Raw genomic sequence first — 19,846 nt, forward strand, 5'->3', positions numbered from 1 at the left:
ATGGCAGTGACAGACCGAAATGGCTCATCTGGCAACGCCCAGGGTGAGGCTGAGCTTTGGGACTATGTGACCATGCGGATTGCCGGTCAGTTATTCGGCATCCCTGTGCTCCAGGTGCAAGATGTGCTCGGTCCCCAACGGATTACCAAGATCCCACTGGCGCCGTCTGAGGTTGCGGGATCGCTTAATCTTCGTGGTCGGATTGTGACCGCTATCGATGTCCGGCTGCGTCTAGACTTGGAAAGCCGGTCGCAAAACCTTAAGGAAATGAGCATCGTCGTCGAACATGAGCATGAGCTTTACAGCCTCATCGTTGATGAAGTTGGCGAGGTGTTGAACTTGGAAGAGAGCACCTTTGAGAAGAACCCAGCGACCATGGATCGGCGCTGGCGGGACGTTTCATCGGGCATTCATCGGCTTGATGGAGAGCTGCTCGTAATTTTGGATATTGGTAGATTGTTGAGTTTTGCAGACTTAACTGCAGCTTAGCGCTACACTGCCAGCGGGGTGCATGTTTTGTCTGAAGTATACTCGGCGCTATGAAGACCTGTTTGGTGGTCGACGACAGCCGCATTGTCCGGCGTGTCGCGCGTAAAATCCTAGAAGAACTCTCGTTTAAGTGTGTAGAGGCTGCCGATGGGCAAGAAGCCTTAAAGCTTTGCCGTGAGGAATTGCCGGAGGTGATCCTGCTCGACTGGAATATGCCAGTCATGACCGGGATCGACTTCCTACGTGAATTGGGGGAGCTGGCTGGCGCCTCAATGCCAAAGGTTGTGTTCTGCACGACCGAGAATGACCTCGACAACATTCGAGAGGCATTGGAAGCGGGGGCGAGCGAATACATCTTCAAACCATTTGATAGCGAGATCTTGCAGAGCAAGTTTCGCCAAATTGGCATGATCTGAGGGGGCATCGGGGTGGTGATCCAACTCGTCATGGCTGCTGGTTTCCGTGCTCAAGCCCAGGGACGCTTGGCCGGTTCGCAGACCGGAGATGATGCGGCATGGCCATGACCAGCGAGAAGACAAGCCCACAGACCGGTAAGGATGCCAGCGATTACCCGAGCGGTTCGCTGAGCCTGGATCCGTGCCGTGTCATGCTTGTCGATGACAGCGCGGTAACCCGTGGTCTGATCTCTCGTTTCTTGGAATCTGACCCGCAGATTGAGGTTATCGCCTCGGTTAATGATGGCCAGATGGCGATTAACTCGCTCAAACGCACACCGGTTGATGTGGTGGTGCTTGATGTTGAGATGCCGGTGATGGACGGTCTTACGGCACTGCCTCTCCTGATGGAGGTGGACCCGGCGGTTAAGATTATCGTCCTGTCTACGCTGACCGGTGCCAATGCGGTTACGACCATCCGGGCGCTTGAGATTGGTGCAGCTGATTGCATGCAAAAGCCATCCTCAAGCCGAGAGCTGACCAGTGCGAACAACTTCAAAGCTGAGCTGATCCGCAAGGTAAAAGCATTGGCCATTAGTGCCAGAACTAAGGGGGTTCGCCCCTCAGATCCGACCCGCCGTCGACCAAGACCGGCTACCGCCGATAAATCGGGTCGTGATGCCGATGCAGCAGCAGTCGCGGATGCTGGCGCCAGGCATTCCAAGAAGAAGATTTTGCTGCGCGCGGGCACAATTCCGGTGCCGGATGCCATTGCTATTGGCAGCTCTACCGGCGGACCACAGGCCTTGTTTGAGGTGTTGAAGCCGTTCAAGGAAGGGGCTCGCCAGCCAATCTTCATCACCCAGCATATGCCAGGAACCTTCACCAGCATTCTGGCCGCCCATATTGCGCGCCAATGCGGTGTTGATTGCCTTGAGGCGAGTGATGGCCAGCCGGTTCTGAACGGTCATGTCTATATCGCGCCCGGTGGTTTCCATATGACGGTGGAAAGCCGGGATGGTGAGCAGGTCATCGTATTGAACGAGGACCCGCCAGAGAATTTCTGTCGCCCAGCGGTTGATCCAATGATGCGCAGCCTGATCCGTGTCTATGGGCGCCGGTTGCTGACCGTGATCCTGACCGGCATGGGTCAAGATGGCCTCAAAGGCTGTGAGATGGCGGCCGAGGCTGGCGGTGGCATCATTGCCCAGGATGAGGAAACCAGTGTTGTTTGGGGCATGCCGGGGGCGGTTGCCAATGCGGGTATCTGTAACCAGGTACTGCCGCTGCCAGAGATTGGCCCCAAGATCTATAAATTAGCCACGCGTTTGGTGAGTTAGGTGGACCATGCGCGCAGGTGATTTTTCCCTTTTTGCAGATTTGGTGAAGAAACAGTCGGGCATCCACCTGACTGAGGATAAGGCCTATTTGCTTGAATCCCGTTTGATGACGGTGGCCCGTAAGCACAACCTCGAGAACCTCGAGGACCTGGCCGATAGCTTGCGGCGCAATGATAATCGTGAGCTGGGTAAAGACATCACAGAGGCGATGACGACGAATGAGTCATCCTTCTTCCGGGATCAGCGGCCGTTTGATCAGTTCCGCAACTTTGTACTGCCACGACTGCTAACGGCACGTCGGGATAAGCGCTTGATCCGCATTTGGTCGGCCGCCTGCTCAAGTGGGCAAGAGCCCTATTCACTCGCCATGATCTTGAAGGAAGAGCAGGCGAAGCTGGCTGGTTGGCGCGTGGATATCGTGGCCACCGACATCTCTGACGAGATGATCGAGAAGGCCAAGCACGGCGAATACACCCAGTTTGAGGTACAGCGCGGCCTACCGATCCAGATGCTGGTGAAGTATTTCGATCAGGTTGGTGACAAATGGGTGGTTAAAGAGGACCTCCGCAAGGCAGTGACCTTTAAGCCGTTCAACCTGATGGAAGAGATGGGACAGCTGGGCATCTTTGATGTCATCTTCTGCCGCAACGTTCTGATCTATTTTGATGCACCGACCAAGACGACGGTGCTCGAGAAGTTGAGCCGTCGCCTTCCAGAAGATGGCCTCTTATTCCTCGGTGGTGCTGAAACGATCATTGGGGTCTCCGACCGGTTTAAGGCGATCCCCGATCAGCGTGGCGTCTTTGATGTGGTGGCCAATGGCCCGCCAGGTTCAAACGTTCTGCTGAAGCAGCATGCAGAAGTGATGGCCTAAGCCTTTAACTCTCTGACATTTAGACAAAAAAAAGAGGCGGTCATAACCGCCTCTTTTGCCTCATACCGCCTCTTGTAGCTCTTCAAGCTGTGGCTCTGGCTCCGGGTCTCTTAAGACATAGCCACGGCCCCAGACGGTCTCGATATAGTTGTCGCCGCCGGTTGCCTTGTTCAGCTTCTTGCGCAGCTTACAGATAAAGACGTCGATGATCTTCAGCTCAGGCTCATCGATGCCGCCATAGAGGTGATTTAGAAACATCTCTTTGGTAAGGGTGGAGCCCTTGCGGAGGGCGAGCAGTTCGAGAATCGCGTACTCTTTTCCGGTCAAATGCACCTGTTTGCCGTCGACCATCGCGGTTCGGTTGTCCAGGTTCACATCCATCACGCCAGTGGTGATGATGCTTTGCGCGTGGCCTTGGCTGCGGCGAATGATGGCTTGGATCCGGGCGATCAGCTCACGCTTATCAAATGGCTTGGTGATGTAATCATCGGCACCAATGCCGAAGCCTTTGATTTTATTATCAGGTTCACTGAGGCCAGAGAGAATAAGGATCGGTGTGTCGACCCGTGCAGCTCGCAACCGGCGTAGCACCTCGTACCCATCAATGTCGGGTAGCATCAAATCAAGGACGATGATGTCGTAATCGTAGAGCTTCGCAATCTCCAACCCATCTTCCCCAAGATCGGTTTGATCAACGATATATCCCTCTGAGCGAAGCATGAGTGATATGCTTCTCGAAGTATTAGTGTCGTCCTCAACCAGTAATGCTCGCATGTGCCGCGCCTCCCAAATCGGGTTGTTCCGTGCCAGTGCGACCAATATAGGACCTAAAAGTTAACAAACATTACCCGCAAATTTATCCCTGATTTCTGGCTCGATGGGATGTCTATGTGGGGCTTCAAAGACCACGCATATGCATGCGGAAAAAAATGTCAGATCCCTTAATCGATAGCTTCAAACACGCTCTTGAGAACGCCGATGCAGTCCGTGAGTACGGTCGCGTCACGGCGATTTTGGGCATGGTGGTTGAGGTGGCGGGCATCCAGCATGCCCTCGCCATCGGTAGCCGTTGCGATATTGAGGCGAGAGATGGCCGTATCGTCCCCGCTGAGGTGGTCGGCTTCCGCGAGCGCAAGGCCCTGATGCTGGCCTATGGTGCGTTGGAGGGGATTGGCCTCGGCTGTCAGGTTGAGGTTAGCCACGATGTGCCGCTGATCTATCCGTCTGATCAATGGCTAGGCCGGATCATTAACGCCATGGGGCAGCCGGTCGATGGTGCTGGTGCACTGCCTGAGGGCGTGGTCGGCATCCCATTCCGAAACAACCCACCACCAGCCCATGCCCGTCAACGCATTGGCGATAAGATCGATGTGGGTGTGCGTGGGATCAACACCTTCCTGACCTGCTGCCGTGGGCAGCGGATGGGCATCTTCTCCGGTTCCGGTGTTGGTAAGTCGACCCTGCTATCCATGATGGCCCGGGAGACCAATGCCGATGTCATCGTTATCGGCCTGGTCGGTGAGCGTGGCCGCGAGGTGCAGGAGTTTATTGAGGATGATTTGGGCCCAGAGGGCTTGAAGCGTGCGGTTGTTGTGGTCGCCACCTCCGATGAACCAGCGGTAATGCGCCGTCAGGCGGCCTATACCACCCTTTCGGTGTGTGAGTATTTTCGCGATCAGGGCCTCGACGTTTTGTGCCTGATGGATAGTGTTACCCGCTTTGCCATGGCCCAGCGTGAGATTGGTTTGTCGGCTGGCGAGCCACCAACCTCCAAAGGCTATCCACCCACCACCTTCTCAGAGCTGGCCAAGCTGCTAGAGCGGGCAGGGCCAGGCGAGAGTGACGGTAGTATCACCGGCCTATTCTCCGTCCTGGTTGAGGGGGACGACCATAACGAACCGATTGCCGACGCCGTGCGCGGCATTATCGATGGTCACATCATGCTCGACCGTGAGATTGCTGAACGTGGTCGTTATCCAGCGATTAACGTCCTTCGCTCGGTCTCACGGACCATGCCGGATTGTAATACCCCGGCGCAGAATGACCTGGTCTCCAATGCTAAGCGCCTTGTCTCATCCTATGAGAATATGGCTGAGCTGATCCGCCTTGGTGCCTATCGTAAGGGCAGTGACCCCGAGGTAGATCTGGCGATTGACCTCTACCCCGGTATTGAGGATTTCATCCGCCAGAATAAGGGTGACCCAACCGATCTTGAGCGTGGGTATGAGCTGCTCGCCGGCGTGCTTGGCACCACCTATGGCGAGGGGGCTGGCAGGGCCGTTTTGGATGGCGAAGCCCCAGCCACAGAACTCACGCCTGAGGGCTTAGAGCCGCCACAGCCTGGGCAGGGTGAGGCTATACCCGCCGATCCAGTGGCCGATATCCGCGCCACGCGGATGCAGCGCCGCCAGGTGGCCGCGATGGCCCAGCAAGATCCCGCTAGCAACTGATCCCTAGGCGTTCATCATGGCCGATTACAAAGCCCTGATCCGCATTCGCAAATGGGCGCTGGATGAACAGCGGCGGCAGCTCGGCCAGCTAAACGCCGCCCTCAACCGAATTGATGAGGAACTCGCACGCCTTGCAGCGGAGTATGAGCGTGAACAGGAGGCGATCGAAGAAACCGACTTCATCGCCGCTGCCGGTTTCGGCAATTACACCGAGGGCATGATTATTAAGCGCCAGGAATACAGCGCAGCCCGTGCCTCGGTCGAACAGCAGATAGAAGCTAAGACCGAAGAGGTTCGCCTCGCCTTCCAAGAGTTAAAGAAATTCGAGTTAGCCCAGGAAGAGCTGGAAGCCGCCGAAGAAGCAGAACAGCAGCGGCTTGAGACAATTGAGCTCGATGATATCGCAATTGAGGGGTTTGCCCGCCGTAAGGGCGATGGTTAAGGCTTTAGAAGGTCACTGGTGAGATGCGGGCTAGCATCTGCTGGTTGTGCCAACCGGGCTGCTTATCCTCAATCGTGACCATCGAACCTTCCTGATAGTCGCTGGTCAGTGGGTCGCGCAGCTGCACCTGAAGCCAACGTGGGATCATCTCGTTATTCAGATCCTCAAGCACACTAATGGCGAGGGCCGGCAGCGAGGGCCATTCCGCCGCCTCAATAAAGCGCCAATACTCACGCATCTCTTGATCATCTAGCAGGTCACGATCTGGGACATAGCGGATCGTCAGGTGATACGGGCTGGACCGATCATGGGCCTGCAGCTTTACCTTTAGATCGACAAGGTAATCATGGCCTGTCGCTGGTGATGTGCGGCAGTTGATTAGGGCTCGACGACTGCGGACGGTCTCAGAATTGAGATAGGCGGGTTGGGGCGTATCGCTGTTCATCATGGTCACTATGTGGGGTGCGCTGGACGGCCAACCAAGTGTTGGTTGGGGTTAGGCGACGACGGGCTTCCCGCCATCACCGCCAGCCCCACGAAAACCGGCAATTCCCAGCGCATCAAGGTTTGGGATGCTTGATGGTTTGCCATGTTGGGCCAGTTTGATCCAGCCCTCACCATTGTGGCGGAAGGTAACGCCACCCTCGAGGCTGCGCGCATCGAGCACATCCCGGAACAAACCCTGCAACTCCTGCCGCATATCGGTGGGGAAGGTGGTTTGGGAGCGGAGGATGACATCGATACGCCCCGATTGTGCCAGGCCATCAATCTGCATCCGGCCTAGCTGCGACATATCCATATCGATCAGGAAGCGGGTGCCACCGGTGTTCTGGCCATCACCGGGGGCATCGTCACCGGTGTCCTCCTGATCCCGGCCGCCATCCGGATCAATTGGCCGGAAATAGAAATCGATCAGCCCAACCTGGCCCTGATGGGCGAGGGGAACGGTCATCGGCCGCCAGTTGCCTGGTAGGACTTCTTCCGACCTGCCAGCGAGGCGGCCAAATTCATCACTGATTTTGCCCATCAGCTCCTTATTGCCGAACCGTTCCAGGCTGCGCATCGTGCCTTCGCCAAGCCAGGCACGAACATCACCAAGGCGGAGGGCGGCCATAAAGAACACTAAGGTAGTACCCAGATTGGCTGCACCAATCTGCGGAACCACTGTGTTAAGCGCCTGGGCCGCTGTTGGGTTTACGGTTTGCAGGAAGGTGCTGGCCTGCTCCAATGATTGCCAACGACCACCGGCGACAAATGGGTCCCGTGGCACCCCAATATCCAGCTGTGGCGGCCCGCCCGGCAGGGCCAGGGTAACCCGACTACCCACTGGTAACTCTCCGCGTGCCTGCAGCAGCAGAACTTGCTGGCCAAGCCGTAGCAGGGTTGGGCCGTCCGCACTGCTCTGCAGAACACTTGCACTAAAGATACTGCCGCTGCTGCTGCCGGTCGGTGCTGGTGGTGCGACCTCACCAGGGCGGGTGATCGATAGAATTCGGATATCGCCCAGATTATTTGCCTGCGGGAAGGCGGGTGGCGCCGTCGAAGGCGCCGGTGCTGCTTGAGCGCTTGCCGTCGTGGCACTCGCTGGCGCCGCGGTCGATGATGCCGACGCATTAGCCGATGGCGACGGGGCGGTGTTGCTTGCCGAGCCAGTCTGGGGCGCATTGCTCGGCACATTGGTTGTTGGTTGGGCCGTCGGCGTCGTCGGTGCACCGCCAAGGGCCCGGGCTGTTGGGCTGTTGGGGTTGGCGTCACTCAACAGGCTCGCCAGCAAGGTGGTGGCAATATTGTTCGGCAGCGCGGCACTGGGCGCCGGTGCTGGCGGCGCGGCTGATGCCGAAGCTGACGGTTGTGCCGTTGGGGCCGTAGTTGGCTGTGGCGCTGGGGCTGTGCCTTGTCCCGGTGGCAGGGCCTGGGCCGTGGTGCTTGGGGTGCCGACATTGGCACCCGGTAAAACCTGGGCCGTGGTGGTCAAACCAGCTTGCAGCGGCGGCAGTGGCGTAACCGACGGCAATGTTGGTGCCGCCGGTGCCACGGGCGCGGTCGCCGCAGGTGGTGCGGCAGTGGCACCGCCAGAAGCACCTGTGGCGCCTGGTTGGTTGCCAGCGGTCAGCAGCACCGCGCCACGCGGTGGATTACCTGCCGGCACTTGTAGAAGGAAATTCTGTCCGGGGCGAAGGCCTAGGCTACTGCGGATCAGTACATCACCAGAGGAGGTCGCAAGGCGGAATAGCGTGCCCGCATCACCATCGCCATCAACGGGTACCCCACCTGCGGCACCTGTTGTTGCTCCAGTGGCGGCGTTCGTGCCCTGTCCCTGGCCACTTGGTGTGTTCGTTGGCTGAAGCTGACCTGAGAGTAGGACTTGCCGGTTCAGAGACTGCAGATTGCTTGGTAGCTGTTCAATCGTCACCGTGCCCAACACGATGGGCTGACCAGGCTGTGCGCCCGTGCCAGTGCCCCGGGCACCGGTCGGTACTAAGCCTGAAATTGGTAACGCATCGGACATGGCAACCCAACACTCCTTAAAACCCTGATTAAAGGGCCAATTAACGCGAGCAATCGTTGCCGTACATGTGGCCTAGGCGGTGGTTTTCTGCCACCCACGGCCCGTTTCATCACTATCGGGACAGGCCGCCCTTGGCCGCTAGCAATTCCGCCAGCGTTTCCGGCTGTGCTTCCTGCAAGCCGGCCGTGACGCTCGTTGAGCGCCCCAGATACGAAAAGTGTAACCTGCCAAGGTCCGCAGCGGCAAGCAAACTGCCGAATCTTGTCGCAGCATCAAGCCGCGTCGCAATCAAATGGCGGGCCCCAATCGCCCGTAATGAGGTGGCAATCGTTCCCGCTTCAACCGCATCGGTACCGGCCGCCAGCACAATAAGTGGTTCAGCCTTTGCCTGGCTTACCATCTCGCCCAGCAGGTCGACGGCTTCCTGGTCAAACGGGTTAACAGCGGCGGTATCAATCAAGACCTGGTGACGCCCCTCGGGTAACTCATCGATCAGTTGATGCAGGCTATGGGGTTCATCGGCGGTTTTAAGCTCGATATCCATAATCCGGGTAAAGGCGGCTAACTGCTCAATGGCCCCAGCTCGCACAACATCGGTGGTGATCACCACTGGCTTCACGCCGCGTAGCACAGCCCGTGCGGCCATCTTGGCGAGTGCTAGGGTTTTGCCACTGCCATGGGGCCCGACCATTAGTAGGGGGCGTTCAGTCCAAAGCTCAGCTGGGGTCTGGAACGAGAATTGGCGGCGAATACCATGGGCTAGCGCCTCAAGGATGCCAGGCTCCATCTCCTGCCGGTCGCGGACCAGGCCAAGCTCTTCATCGATATGATCGCCAATCGCATGGGCCAGGCGACGCGGCGTGCCATGGTCGATTAGGAGTGAGTAGCTGCTATCGGCCAGCTGGTGGACAAACTCAGGCTCACCCTGCGGTTTGGCCCAATCGGGGACCGGGCGGCTCTCCGCTACATCGCGGCGTGGCTCTGCTTCCTCGTCGTCATCATCGCCATAGGCTGCCTCATCATCGGTATCCGGCAGGCTATCTGGTGTCAGCAGCATATTGTCGAGGTCGACGGTTTCCTCGTCATCTTCCTCGTCTTCGTAATCTGCCAGTTCTTCGGCATCACGCAGGGCGCCAGGGTCAGACAGATCAGGCCCAACCTCATAACCGTCATCGCCGCCATCATCGAGGGCGGCCGTAACCCGGAACGCCCCCTCCTGCTCACGGGTGGAGACAATGATCGCATCCTCACCCAGCGCCTCTTTCACAAGGACCATGGCTTCGGCCATCGAGGGCGCGGTGAAGGACTTAATGCGCATAGGTTAGCGGTGCTGAGTTTTGGTGCCGTTAGATTTGGCCAAGGGTTTTGATCTTGGCTTTCGGGTGCACTTCGTTTTGGGACATCACGACGGTTGCCGGGCGGAACCGCTCAACAATCGATCGGACATAGGGGCGAACCTGTGGGCTGGTAAGCAGCACCGGGGTTTCGCCCATCATGGCATGCCGCTCATAGGCTTCACGCACCGCAGAGATGAACTCTTGCAGCTTGGTTGGCGCCATGGACAGCTGCTTCTCATCATCCTGACCGATTAAGCTCTCTTGGAACGCCTGTTCCCATTCAGGGGACAGGGTGACCAGCGGCAGAACGCCCTGCATGTTGCTGTTCACTTCAGACAGCTGACGGGAGAGGCGGGTACGCACATGCTCGGTAATCATCGTCAGGTTGCGGGTAAAGGCGCTCGCCTCGGCCACACCCTCTAGGATGCCCGGCATATCGCGGACCGAGATACGCTCTCCAATCAGGTTCTGCAGAACCCGTTGCAGTCCACCAATGGTGATCTGAGTTGGCACAACATCTGCGACCAGCTTCTGGTGTTCGCGTGGCATCTCATCCAGCAGCTTCTGCGTCTCAGCGTAGGACAGAAGCTCGGACATGTTGTCCTTCACCACCTCGGTCAGGTGGGTGGTGATCACGGTGGATGGATCAACGACGGTATAGCCCTTGAACATCGCTTCTTCGCGGTGCTGCTGGTCAATCCACATGGCCGGCAAGCCGAAGGTAGGCTCGGTCGTTTCTTGACCAGGCAGGGCAATCTTATCGCCCTTTGGATCCATACAAAGCAGCATGTTCGGCATGATTTCACCGCTGCCGCCATCGATCTCCTTCACCCGGATAACGTAGCCTGTTGCTGGCAGCTGCAGGTTATCCTGAATACGCACCGGGGGTAGGACGAAACCCATTTCACTCGCCAACTGGCGGCGCAGACCCCGGATTTGGTCGGTTAGGCGGCTGCCTTCGGCCTGGTTCATCAGGGTTAGCAGGCCATAGCCAAGCTCCAGGCGGATGCTATCAATTGCCAGGGTTGCCGAGATGGGCTCTTCAGCAATAGGTGCGGCTGCGGCCGCTTCTTGTGCCTCTATCTCTTGTTCGGTTTCGACGGTTACCTGTCGCCTACTTATCATATAGGCCGCACCGCCGGTTGCAGCAGCCAGGCCCAGGAATGGCGCCATTGGAATGCCAGGCAGCAGTGCCATGGAGACCATGAGAATGGAGCTTAGCCCAAGGGCATTTGGATAGGCGCTAAGCTGGCCAAAGACTGCCTTGTCAGCTGAACCACTGACACCAGCTTTAGAGACCAGCATACCAGCAGCAACAGAGACGATCAGCGATGGGATCTGGCTAACCAGGCCATCACCAACGGTGAGCAGGGTGTAGTTGTTGCCAGCCTCACCAAAGGTCATGTCCTGCTGGGCAACACCAATAATGATACCGCCGATGATGTTGATGAAGACAATCAGCAGGCCGGCAATCGCATCACCGCGAACGAACTTCGCAGCACCGTCCATGGCGCCGAAGAAGGTGCTCTCATCTTCCAGTTCTTTCCGGCGGGTGCGGGCGGTGTCTTCATCGATAAGGCCAGCAGACAGATCGGCGTCGATGGCCATCTGCTTGCCAGGCATTGCATCAAGGGTGAAGCGGGCCGCGACCTCTGCGATACGGCCTGAACCCTTGGTGATAACGATAAAGTTCACCAGTACCAGGATGCCAAAAACGATAATCCCGATGACGAAATTACCGCCCATCACAAACTGGCCGAAGGCTTCAATCACCTGTCCCGCGGCGTCAGTTCCCTCGTGACCATTAGCCAAAATAAGCCTTGTAGAGGCTAGGTTTAGCGATAATCGCAACATAGTTGCGATCAGCAAGATCGACGGGAATGAGCTGAATTCCAGCGGCTTCTCAATGAACAGAACGGTCATCAAGATCAGCACTGAAAAGGTGATGGAAAGCGCCAGGCTTGCATCCATCAACCATTTCGGCATCGGCAAGATCAGCACCACGAGGATGCAGACAACACCGAGTGCCAGGGCGATATCGCCCCGCATATAGCCGCGAACGGACTTATTGATGTCGGCCAGGCTTGGCAGATTGGCGGGCAAGCCACCACCGCCCGGAGGCGCCTGGTTACTTTGGTCCGTCATGCTGTTCTCTTACTCCAGCTCGCGCTCATCTTAGCCTGCCACCTGATCTGCATCGCCGGGTGCCGGGATGTTGACCCCATCATCGGCATATTGCTTCAGCTTGTTACGTAGCGTCCGGATTGAGATGCCCAAGATGTTAGCGGCATGAGTTCTGTTCCCAAGTGTGTGACTGAGCGTGTCTAAGATTAGGTCACGTTCAACCTCGGCAACGGTACGGCCGACCAAACCACCGGTGCCGCTGGCCGCGTCGCCCCCCTCATCGGTGGTGGCGGGGGCAGTGCTAGGTGTATCCGCAGCTGACTTTGCGGCAACGCTCGCGGCACTTTGGCCGAGGGCGGTTGCTTGGGTATCGGCCGGGGCCAAGATGCTGCTGCTTAGCATGACAGCCTCTGGACCAATCTCGTCACCGGTGGTCAGCAACACCGCACGGTGCATGGTGTTTTCCAGCTCGCGTACATTGCCGCGCCAGTGATGGGCCTCAAGCTGCGCCTTGGCGGCAGCGCTGATCGGTTTTACCGGAAGGCCATTTGCTTCGCTGTACTTCGCAACGAAATGCTCCGCGATGAGCATAATGTCCTGTGGCCGTTCACGAAGTGAGGGCAGGGCGAGGTTTAAGACATTCAGACGGAAGTAGAGATCTTCCCGGAAATCACCGTCACGGACGGATTGCTCCATATTCCGGTTACTGGTGGCAACGATCCGGATATCAACTGGGATTGGTTTATTGCCACCAACCCGGTCAATTACCCGTTCCTGAATAGCGCGCAGCAGCTTGGCCTGGAGGCGCAGATCCATCTCGGAAATCTCATCCAGGAACAGTGTGCCGCCATCGGCCTCTTCAAACTTACCAATCCGCCGGGCCACAGCACCGGTAAAGGCACCCTTCTCATGGCCAAATAGCTCAGATTCCAAGAGGTTATCAGGGATCGCTGCACAGTTCAGAGATACGAAGGTTTTGTCCTTCCGCTTTGACTTGCGGTGGACATAGCGGGCCATCAGCTCTTTACCCGTTCCACTCTCACCGGTGATCAGGACGCTCGCATCTGAGGGGGCAACCTGATCGGCAAGTTTCAGAACTGCGGCCATGGCTGGGTCACGGCTGACAATCTGATGATCCTCAGCCACTGCAGCTTCAAGTATAGCGGCGATTAGGTCGGCATTCGGGGGCAGCGGAACGTATTCCTGCGCACCGGCGCGGATTGCCCGTACGGCGGCCTGGGCATCAGTGCCAACACCGCACGCAACCACGGTGGTGCTGATCCGCTCAGTCTCCAAGCTTTTGACCAGCCGTGCCACTTCCAGGTCCACATCGACCATGACTAGATCTGCGCTTTGCTTACCGCGAAGAGCGGCCAGGGCCTGATCAACCGTGTCGGTTTGCGCCACCTTTGCCCCACGCTTCATCGCCATCTGCGCGGCTTCGCTGATGGGACCTTCCAATTTGGCGACGATCAATAGGCGCATGGGTATTCCGCTAGCTTCCCCGGCTCACCAGCCAGGTCTGGTTCCGATTACTCGAAGTAGTTGATGCGTTTTTCAGGTGGCAGGATGGTGTTGAGCAGCATCTCCAACCGGCGTGGGTTTTCCTGCCGGGCGATGGAGGCGGCACCAACAGCGTAAATCCGCTTGGTTAAGTTCTCTTCATTGGCATTGCGCTCAAGCTTCCCGGCGAGTGGGGTCAGCATCATGGTGCCGAGGACCGCGCCATAGAAGGTGGTCAACAACGCAACCGCCATCGCCGGGCCAATGGTTGAGGGATCTTCCAGGTTCGCAAGCATCTGCACCAGACCAACCAGCGTACCGATTAGGCCCATGGCGGGCGCCACCTCGGCTGAGCGTTTGATGATCGAAATAGCCCGTTGGTTACGGGCGAAATCAGCGCTGATCTCACTGCTGAGGACTTGCTCAATATCGTCACCGGGGATGCCATCGACGATGAGGCCGATTGCCTTGAACAGGAAACGATTGCCCTGAAGTTCGGGTAGACGCTGTTCCAACGCAAGGGGGCCGTTACGGCGCGCCAACTCTGACAGTTCAATCATCTGGGTGCCGATCACAACCGGGTCGCTGATCGTGCGGAACACCGCGTTGTTGACCAGTGTCGGCGTGACCTTGAGTTCGCTACCCGCAAAGGAAACGGCGGTCACGGCCATGGTGCCCAGCACCACGATCAGCACCGATGGCAGGTTGAAGAACGAGCCAAGAGAGCCGCCAACCATGATTGCAGCCAGGATCAAGCCAAAGGCAATCACCAAGCCTAAGACCGTTGTTAGGTCGATTGTTCTACGTTCGGTCATAGAAGACCAATGCCCCCAGATTGTCCTTAAATCCCTGCCACGGAAAGCCAGCTGAATTCGGGCTTATGGCAGGGCGATAGATGCTTCGATGATCGTCCCACACGATCAGTATTGTCGCGCTAGTAACCGGCGGCCGCTTCTCGGGCGCTGGCGAGAGAGGTGGTCACGCACTCCCCAGCTCAGGAGGAGGCGCGATCCGATTTGATGATCTCTGTCATGGTTACGCCGAGGCGGTCTTCCACCACCACAACTTCACCACGGGCAACCAGGCGGTTGTTCACATAGATGTCGATTGGTTCACCGACCTTCCGGTCCAGTTCCACAACCGCGCCACGGCCTAGTTTCAACAGCTGGCTAACCTGCATGGATGACTTACCCAGCACGGCAGAGATCTGCACCGGGATGTCATAGATTGCATCAAGCTCTTTGGCTTGCTGCTCATCCATGCTGCTGCCGCTACCCATATGCTCGTCGAGTGCCTGGGTTACGGTCTCCAAATCCTGGAGTGCCAAATCATTTTCATCAGACATCGTCTTCTACTCCTTGGTGCCTTCATCCTCAGGCTGAGGATCGGCATCCGTTACAACAGCATCAGTTTGGTTAGTTTCATCAATGGTTTGTTCTACGACGGTAGCCTCCTCAATCGCTTGATCAGCGATGGGATCGGCTGGCTGTGCCGCATCTGGTTCAGTCACGGCCGCCTCGTGCTCAGCTGGGGGCGCACTCGCGTCTTCATCGACTGTAGGGGCAGTTGGGTCGAAGCCTAACTCCCGCACGATATGGGATGGCTCGGCCGCGATTGCCTGTTCCAGCCAGTCGGGCAGGGCCTCAAACGCTGGTGGTGCCGGCGTCGGTGTTGGTTCGGGATCAATAAATCCAGCAGGTGCGGGGCCGGGATCAGCTAGCTGGCCTTCCGCATCGCCCTCATGGTCAGCCCCAACCTTTGGTGTGCCAATTCCCTGTGCGGCAAGCGCTTGGCCAGCGGCATTTTCAACGGCACTCCAGATACGATCCAACATACGGTTGGCACCGCCATCAGCCCAATTCATGCGGCAGTCAGCCGGGCCTAAGCTCTCATCCTCAACGATTTTAACCCGGTCGGTGAGGCCGCGGGATTCCATCACTGACCGCAGCTCACTCTTAATCCGTGGCGCGGTGCCTGTAGGCACAGCAATCAGCAGCTCGCGTTCATCGGCATGGGCCTGCAAGGTCTCCCGTGCAAAACGGCCAATCTCCTTAATTCGGCCATCCTCATGAAGCATGGGGGCCAGCTTCTCAGCCACGGCCATAACGCCATCGATAATCTGCCGTTCAGCACTGGCTTGCGCTAGCTGGTCCGTGGCGAGTAGGTGGTCGGCGATCTTGGCGATGTGCTGCAAGGCGAGTGCGGCGCGGTCCTGGCCGTCGGTCTCGGCATGGGCCAATCCAGCTGCCATGCCTTCGGCGAACGCTTCCTGGCGTGCGCGCTGCAGTTCTTCCCGGGTGATACCTGGTGGTGGCGGTGGCGGTGGCGGTTCGTCGCTCTTGGCCTCGGCCGCGGCGAGTTCTTCTGCCGTTGGTGGGATCGGCGGATCGAAGATCGCGTTGTCGAACATGAACTTCTGGATCGGCACACCAAGGCTGGCCGCCCCAGGGGTGGGGCGTGCCTGATCGCCTGCGGATGCTTTTACATCCGGCTCTGCTTCGAGCATCGCGGTGGTGTCGTCAGTAGACAAGCTGATCATCACCTTTGCCGTCAGCGATCACGATCTCACCCTTATCGGCCAGATCTTTCGCTGCGTTCACCAGCACCTGCTGGGCATCATCCACGTCACGTACGCGTACGGGGCCCATGGCCTGCATATCCTCACGCAGGATTTTGGCCGCCCGTTCAGACATATTCGAGAAGAAGAGGTCGCGTAAGGTCTCGCTGGCACCCTTCATCGCGAGGGCAAGCTTTGTCTTGTCCACCGTACGGATAAGTGTCTGTACGCCAGATGGGTCCAGATTGCCGAGATCCTCGAAAGTGAACATGAGGGCTTTAATGCGTTCGGCACTGTCGCGGTTCCGCTCCTCCAACGCACCCAGGAACCGAGCCTCGGAAGCACGGTCTAGGAAGTTGAAGATCTCTGCCATCATCTCGTGGCTGTCGCGGCGGGTTGCGCGTGCCAGGTTCGACATGAACTCGTTACGCAGCGTACGCTCGACATCGTCCAGAACCTCTTTCTGAACGTTCTCCATCCGCAGCATCCGCATGATGACTTCCATCGCGAAGCTCTCAGGCAGCAGGGCGATAACCCGCGCGGCATGGTCTGGGCGGATCTTGGAGAGGACAACCGCAACGGTCTGCGGGTACTCGTTCTTCAAGTAGTTGGCCAGGACCTGCTCGTTCACATTGCCCAGCTTGTCCCACATGGTTCGGCCAGCCGGACCGCGGATTTCCTCCATAATCGAGGAAACCTTGTCGGGGCCGAGGACCTTGGTGAGGAGCCGCTCAGTGCTTTCGATAGAACCGGTGAGGGAGCCCGTATCCGAGATCTTCTCGGCAAACTCCATATAGAGTTTTTCGACCTGGCTCGAATGAACGGAGCCTAGGTTGGCCATGTATTGGGAGAGCTCTTTGATCTCCTCATCATCCATAAAGGACAGCAGGGAGGCTGTGTGCTCATCGCTCAGAGACAAAACGAGGATTGCGGCCTTCTCGGGGCCGGTCAATTCCTTCATCTGCTCTTCTTGTTGGCCTTCCTCGGCGGTGGCAACTTCCGACATCAACCCACTCCAATGCTTGTCAGGTCAGGCCGCGTGATACCCCAACGGGGGGCAATATGGTGCGCGAACCCTGCCATCATGCCTCTTTGCCTTCGTAAAGCCAGTTACGAATAATCGAGACGGCTTCCTCAGGATGTTTCTCAACAATCTCACCGATCTTCTTAAGGGAGGAGGCGCGAACCCGGCCCTCGACCTGCGAGATATTAATCATCTGCTCTAGCTGGCTCTCCACATCGCCCAGATCACCTCCGCCATCAGGCCCAGGCAATGCCTGCATATCGCCGGTTTGGTCGGTGAGGAGGCCGATATCCGATGGGCCTTCCGCTGCCGCTGGCGCTGGGGTCAGCAGACGGTTGATCATCGGGCGGACGATCAGCAGCAGCACCAGGATCGCAACCATCGCCAGGATTAGGATTTCCGCCAGGCGGCGAAGCTCAACCACTGGGATACCGAAGATCATGCCAGAGGCTTCTTCGGGGAACAGTAGTGGGTCACGCTCGAACTGGAAGTTTTCAACAACGATCGTATCGCCACGTGACTGATCGAAGCCGACTGCGCCCCGGGCCAGATTAGCGATCAGCTGCAGATCTTGTTCGGTTCGAGGCTGATAAACCTCATTACCGTCGGCATCGGTAACGTAGCGGCCATCGACCAGGATTGAGATGTTGAGACGACGAATCTCGCCAACCTCGCGGACGGTGATCCGCTCGGTCCGTGACACTTCACGGTTAATAGTCTCTTCCGCCCGGGTCTCGCTGGTGAAGGCGGAGGCGTTTGGACCGCTTACCGGGTCAACATTCGGGATGTTCTCTTCAACGGTGACCGGCTCTGGGCCTTCAAACTCGTTGGACTGGCGTTCTTCCTCAACGGTCTGGGAGCTAAGGTCGACCAGGGTTTCGGGGTCAATCAGAACCTCGGTCTGGTTGACCCGATCAAAGTTGAGATCGGCGGTCAGCTGAACCTGCGCGTTACCAATGCCGACCATCGGATAGATCTGATCTTCAATCTTGCGGATCATTTCCTGCTCACGGGCGCGGCGCCGCTCATCAGCCTCATTCAGTACACCGGCAATACTGCTAGCGTCGGTGGGGCTAGCGAGGGTGCGGCCACGGCTATCGCTAACCGCAACCTTGGCTGGGTCCAGATCAGGTATAGAGAACGCGACGATTTGTTGGACGGCGGCAATGCCTTCGCGATCAAGGCTGCGGCCCTGCTCAAGCTCAAGAAAGACACTGGCGCGCGGGTCCTGACGGTCACGCTCAAAAATTCGGCGCTGGGGCAGAACCAGGTGAACCCGGGCCCGGCGGATATCTTCCATTGAGTTGATCGTCATCTCCAACTCACCTTGGAGAGCACGAACCTCATTAATATTCAGAACTTTTGTCGTAACGCCCAAACCAGGTGGGTCGTCGAAGAGTTGGCTGAAGCCAACGGATCCGCCAGTCGGCAGGCCATTTTGCGCCATCTGCATACGCAGGCGGCCAACCTGGTCGTTCGGCACCATGATCCGGCGGCCGTCGATGCTAACTTGATAGGGGACACCGGCAGCATCCAGCTCCTGCGTGATTGCGCCTGCGTCAGCAGCCTGCAAATCATCGAACAGCAGCGACATCTCAGGCGTCGCGAGGCGCGTAGAGATATAAAGGAAGAAGATAAGCAGGCCGACGGAGATACCCACCAGCACAGCAATTCGCGGCAATCCAAGATTGCGCAGTGTTTCGAGGAAATTATTCACGTGCCATTCCGCCCTCTGCCAAGCCCCACTGATGCTCTGCAAACATCATGCCGAGATCACGATCAAACAATGCCGTCAGCGGCCTGGCTGTTCCGGCATTTTCAGCGCAAAGTCTTTGATTGCAGAGGCTTGTCACTACGGTCCCCGTTAACGGTTGCATATACCACAGGCGGCAGTTTTTGCCTAGCAAGGTCAAGTGTTTTTATCTGGCTAAGCGACTGTCTGCCAAACCGTGTCAAAGCTGCTGCGTTTTCCCGATTCTAACCGGATTCGCTCGCTCTTCGGGTTCAGCAAAACGCAAAATCTGAGCCACAAATTGAGCATTAGTTTCGATGGAACAGTAGCGCAGGTGGATTTTTCGTAACGAGTCGTTGATCAAATTAACGTTTGTTAAACGACTGAAATCCCCGGTTTCATTGACCTTATTCGTCACAAACCCTATATTCTGGTTAGTGATCAAAGGAGGTCATGATGAGTGATGGTCTGAGCATCGCGGCGAGTACCGTCCGCGCTTTTGACCCGCCGAACGAGATCGAGCGTCCGCCGGCGGCCGACATTCAAGACAATGCCATTAATGATCTGGCCGAAGTTTTCTTCATCAGCCCGGTTGCTGAGCTTGATGTGGATACCAGCCTGGTGCTGTTCCAATTCCGGGATACAGCGACCGGTGAGGTGACCCGTCAGTTCCCATCGGAACAGACACTGGCCCAGCGTGACGCCGGTATCGGCCTATCACCGCAGGATATTGCCAACCTGGCAGCTGACGCTGCGGTAGCCTCTGTTTCGCCTGCGCAGGAACAGAATGCGGAGGCGATCGAAGAGCTTCAAGAGGGTAATGATCCACCGCCAGCGGTTGAGGCACCAGATGCTGAGGCCCCAACCACGGTGGCAGCTGCAGCTACGGCAGCACCGGCGCCTGCAGAAGAAACGACAGCACCTCCAGCGGCCCCTGAGGTTGTTCAGGTCACCAGCGGTGCCCCTAGTAACGGTGTTAGTGATGTCACCAATGGTGGCACTGATGCCAATGCGGTGGGCGAGGGCGAGATCCGTAGCTTAGCGACAGAGAGCTAGCGGCGCTTATATAG

Annotated in this window: 18 protein-coding genes; 7 read left to right on the top strand and 11 right to left on the bottom strand. The window is 57.6% G+C overall.

Features of this window, described 5'->3' with window-relative positions; genetic code table 11:
- From KI792_03770 to KI792_03785, 4 genes are all read left to right on the top strand, one after another.
- A complete protein-coding gene (locus KI792_03770) occupies positions 1-489 on the top strand; it encodes a chemotaxis protein CheW (protein ID MBV6632135.1) in 489 nt (162 codons plus the stop codon).
- A gap of 50 nt (positions 490-539) precedes the next feature.
- Entirely contained in the window at positions 540-905 is a 366-nt protein-coding gene (locus KI792_03775; protein MBV6632136.1) for a response regulator, read from the top strand.
- Positions 906-1,096: 191 nt separating this feature from the next.
- Complete coding sequence (locus KI792_03780) at positions 1,097-2,224, top strand: chemotaxis response regulator protein-glutamate methylesterase (protein ID MBV6632137.1); 1,128 nt, start codon at positions 1,097-1,099, stop codon at positions 2,222-2,224.
- Positions 2,225-2,231: 7 nt separating this feature from the next.
- Positions 2,232-3,098, top strand: coding sequence for a protein-glutamate O-methyltransferase (locus KI792_03785; GenBank protein ID MBV6632138.1), 867 nt, complete (start codon positions 2,232-2,234; stop codon positions 3,096-3,098).
- A 60-nt stretch (positions 3,099-3,158) separates the two neighbouring features.
- Here KI792_03785 and KI792_03790 read toward each other — a convergent pair whose 3' ends face one another.
- A complete protein-coding gene (locus KI792_03790) occupies positions 3,159-3,872 on the bottom strand; it encodes a response regulator transcription factor (GenBank protein MBV6632139.1) in 714 nt (237 codons plus the stop codon).
- 155 nt (positions 3,873-4,027) lie between these two features.
- Here KI792_03790 and fliI point away from each other — a divergent pair, with 155 nt between their 5' ends.
- Entirely contained in the window at positions 4,028-5,548 is a 1,521-nt protein-coding gene (gene fliI / locus KI792_03795) for a flagellar protein export ATPase FliI (protein MBV6632140.1), read from the top strand.
- A 16-nt stretch (positions 5,549-5,564) separates the two neighbouring features.
- Complete coding sequence (locus KI792_03800; protein MBV6632141.1) at positions 5,565-5,990, top strand: flagellar FliJ family protein; 426 nt, start codon at positions 5,565-5,567, stop codon at positions 5,988-5,990.
- 4 nt (positions 5,991-5,994) lie between these two features.
- On the opposite strand, the gene KI792_03805 is transcribed toward KI792_03800, so the two are convergent.
- From KI792_03805 to fliF, 10 genes are all read right to left on the bottom strand, one after another.
- Positions 5,995-6,435, bottom strand: coding sequence for a hypothetical protein (locus KI792_03805; protein MBV6632142.1), 441 nt, complete (start codon positions 6,433-6,435; stop codon positions 5,995-5,997).
- A gap of 51 nt (positions 6,436-6,486) precedes the next feature.
- On the bottom strand, positions 6,487-8,499 hold the full coding sequence (locus KI792_03810; GenBank protein ID MBV6632143.1) for a hypothetical protein: 2,013 nt from the start codon (positions 8,497-8,499) through the stop codon (positions 6,487-6,489).
- A 112-nt stretch (positions 8,500-8,611) separates the two neighbouring features.
- Positions 8,612-9,817 carry a hypothetical protein gene (locus KI792_03815; GenBank protein ID MBV6632144.1) on the bottom strand — a complete coding sequence of 402 codons (1,206 nt, stop codon included), beginning with the start codon at positions 9,815-9,817 and terminating at the stop codon, positions 8,612-8,614.
- 28 nt (positions 9,818-9,845) lie between these two features.
- Positions 9,846-11,981 carry a flagellar biosynthesis protein FlhA gene (flhA, locus tag KI792_03820; GenBank protein MBV6632145.1) on the bottom strand — a complete coding sequence of 712 codons (2,136 nt, stop codon included), beginning with the start codon at positions 11,979-11,981 and terminating at the stop codon, positions 9,846-9,848.
- Positions 11,982-12,011: 30 nt separating this feature from the next.
- A complete protein-coding gene (locus KI792_03825) occupies positions 12,012-13,445 on the bottom strand; it encodes a sigma-54-dependent Fis family transcriptional regulator (protein ID MBV6632146.1) in 1,434 nt (477 codons plus the stop codon).
- A gap of 47 nt (positions 13,446-13,492) precedes the next feature.
- Positions 13,493-14,278 (bottom strand): MotA/TolQ/ExbB proton channel family protein, encoded by a 786-nt coding sequence (locus KI792_03830; protein ID MBV6632147.1) that lies wholly within the window; start codon positions 14,276-14,278, stop codon positions 13,493-13,495.
- Positions 14,279-14,457: 179 nt separating this feature from the next.
- Entirely contained in the window at positions 14,458-14,808 is a 351-nt protein-coding gene (fliN, locus tag KI792_03835; GenBank protein MBV6632148.1) for a flagellar motor switch protein FliN, read from the bottom strand.
- Between the two features lie 6 nt (positions 14,809-14,814).
- Positions 14,815-16,002 carry a hypothetical protein gene (locus KI792_03840; GenBank protein MBV6632149.1) on the bottom strand — a complete coding sequence of 396 codons (1,188 nt, stop codon included), beginning with the start codon at positions 16,000-16,002 and terminating at the stop codon, positions 14,815-14,817.
- Positions 15,983-17,026: a flagellar motor switch protein FliG gene (fliG, locus tag KI792_03845; GenBank protein MBV6632150.1), complete on the bottom strand. Its 1,044-nt coding sequence runs from the start codon at positions 17,024-17,026 to the stop codon at positions 15,983-15,985. The genes KI792_03840 and fliG overlap by 20 nt, the downstream gene beginning before the upstream one ends.
- A 76-nt stretch (positions 17,027-17,102) precedes the next feature.
- Positions 17,103-18,761: a flagellar M-ring protein FliF gene (gene fliF, locus KI792_03850; protein ID MBV6632151.1), complete on the bottom strand. Its 1,659-nt coding sequence runs from the start codon at positions 18,759-18,761 to the stop codon at positions 17,103-17,105.
- 471 nt (positions 18,762-19,232) lie between these two features.
- On the opposite strand from fliF, the gene KI792_03855 reads away from it, so the two are divergent.
- Entirely contained in the window at positions 19,233-19,832 is a 600-nt protein-coding gene (locus tag KI792_03855; protein ID MBV6632152.1) for a hypothetical protein, read from the top strand.
- Positions 19,833-19,846: the final 14 nt, after the last annotated feature.

The organism is Alphaproteobacteria bacterium SS10, from assembly GCA_019192455.1.
GTDB lineage: Bacteria > Pseudomonadota > Alphaproteobacteria > TMED2 > TMED2 > TMED2.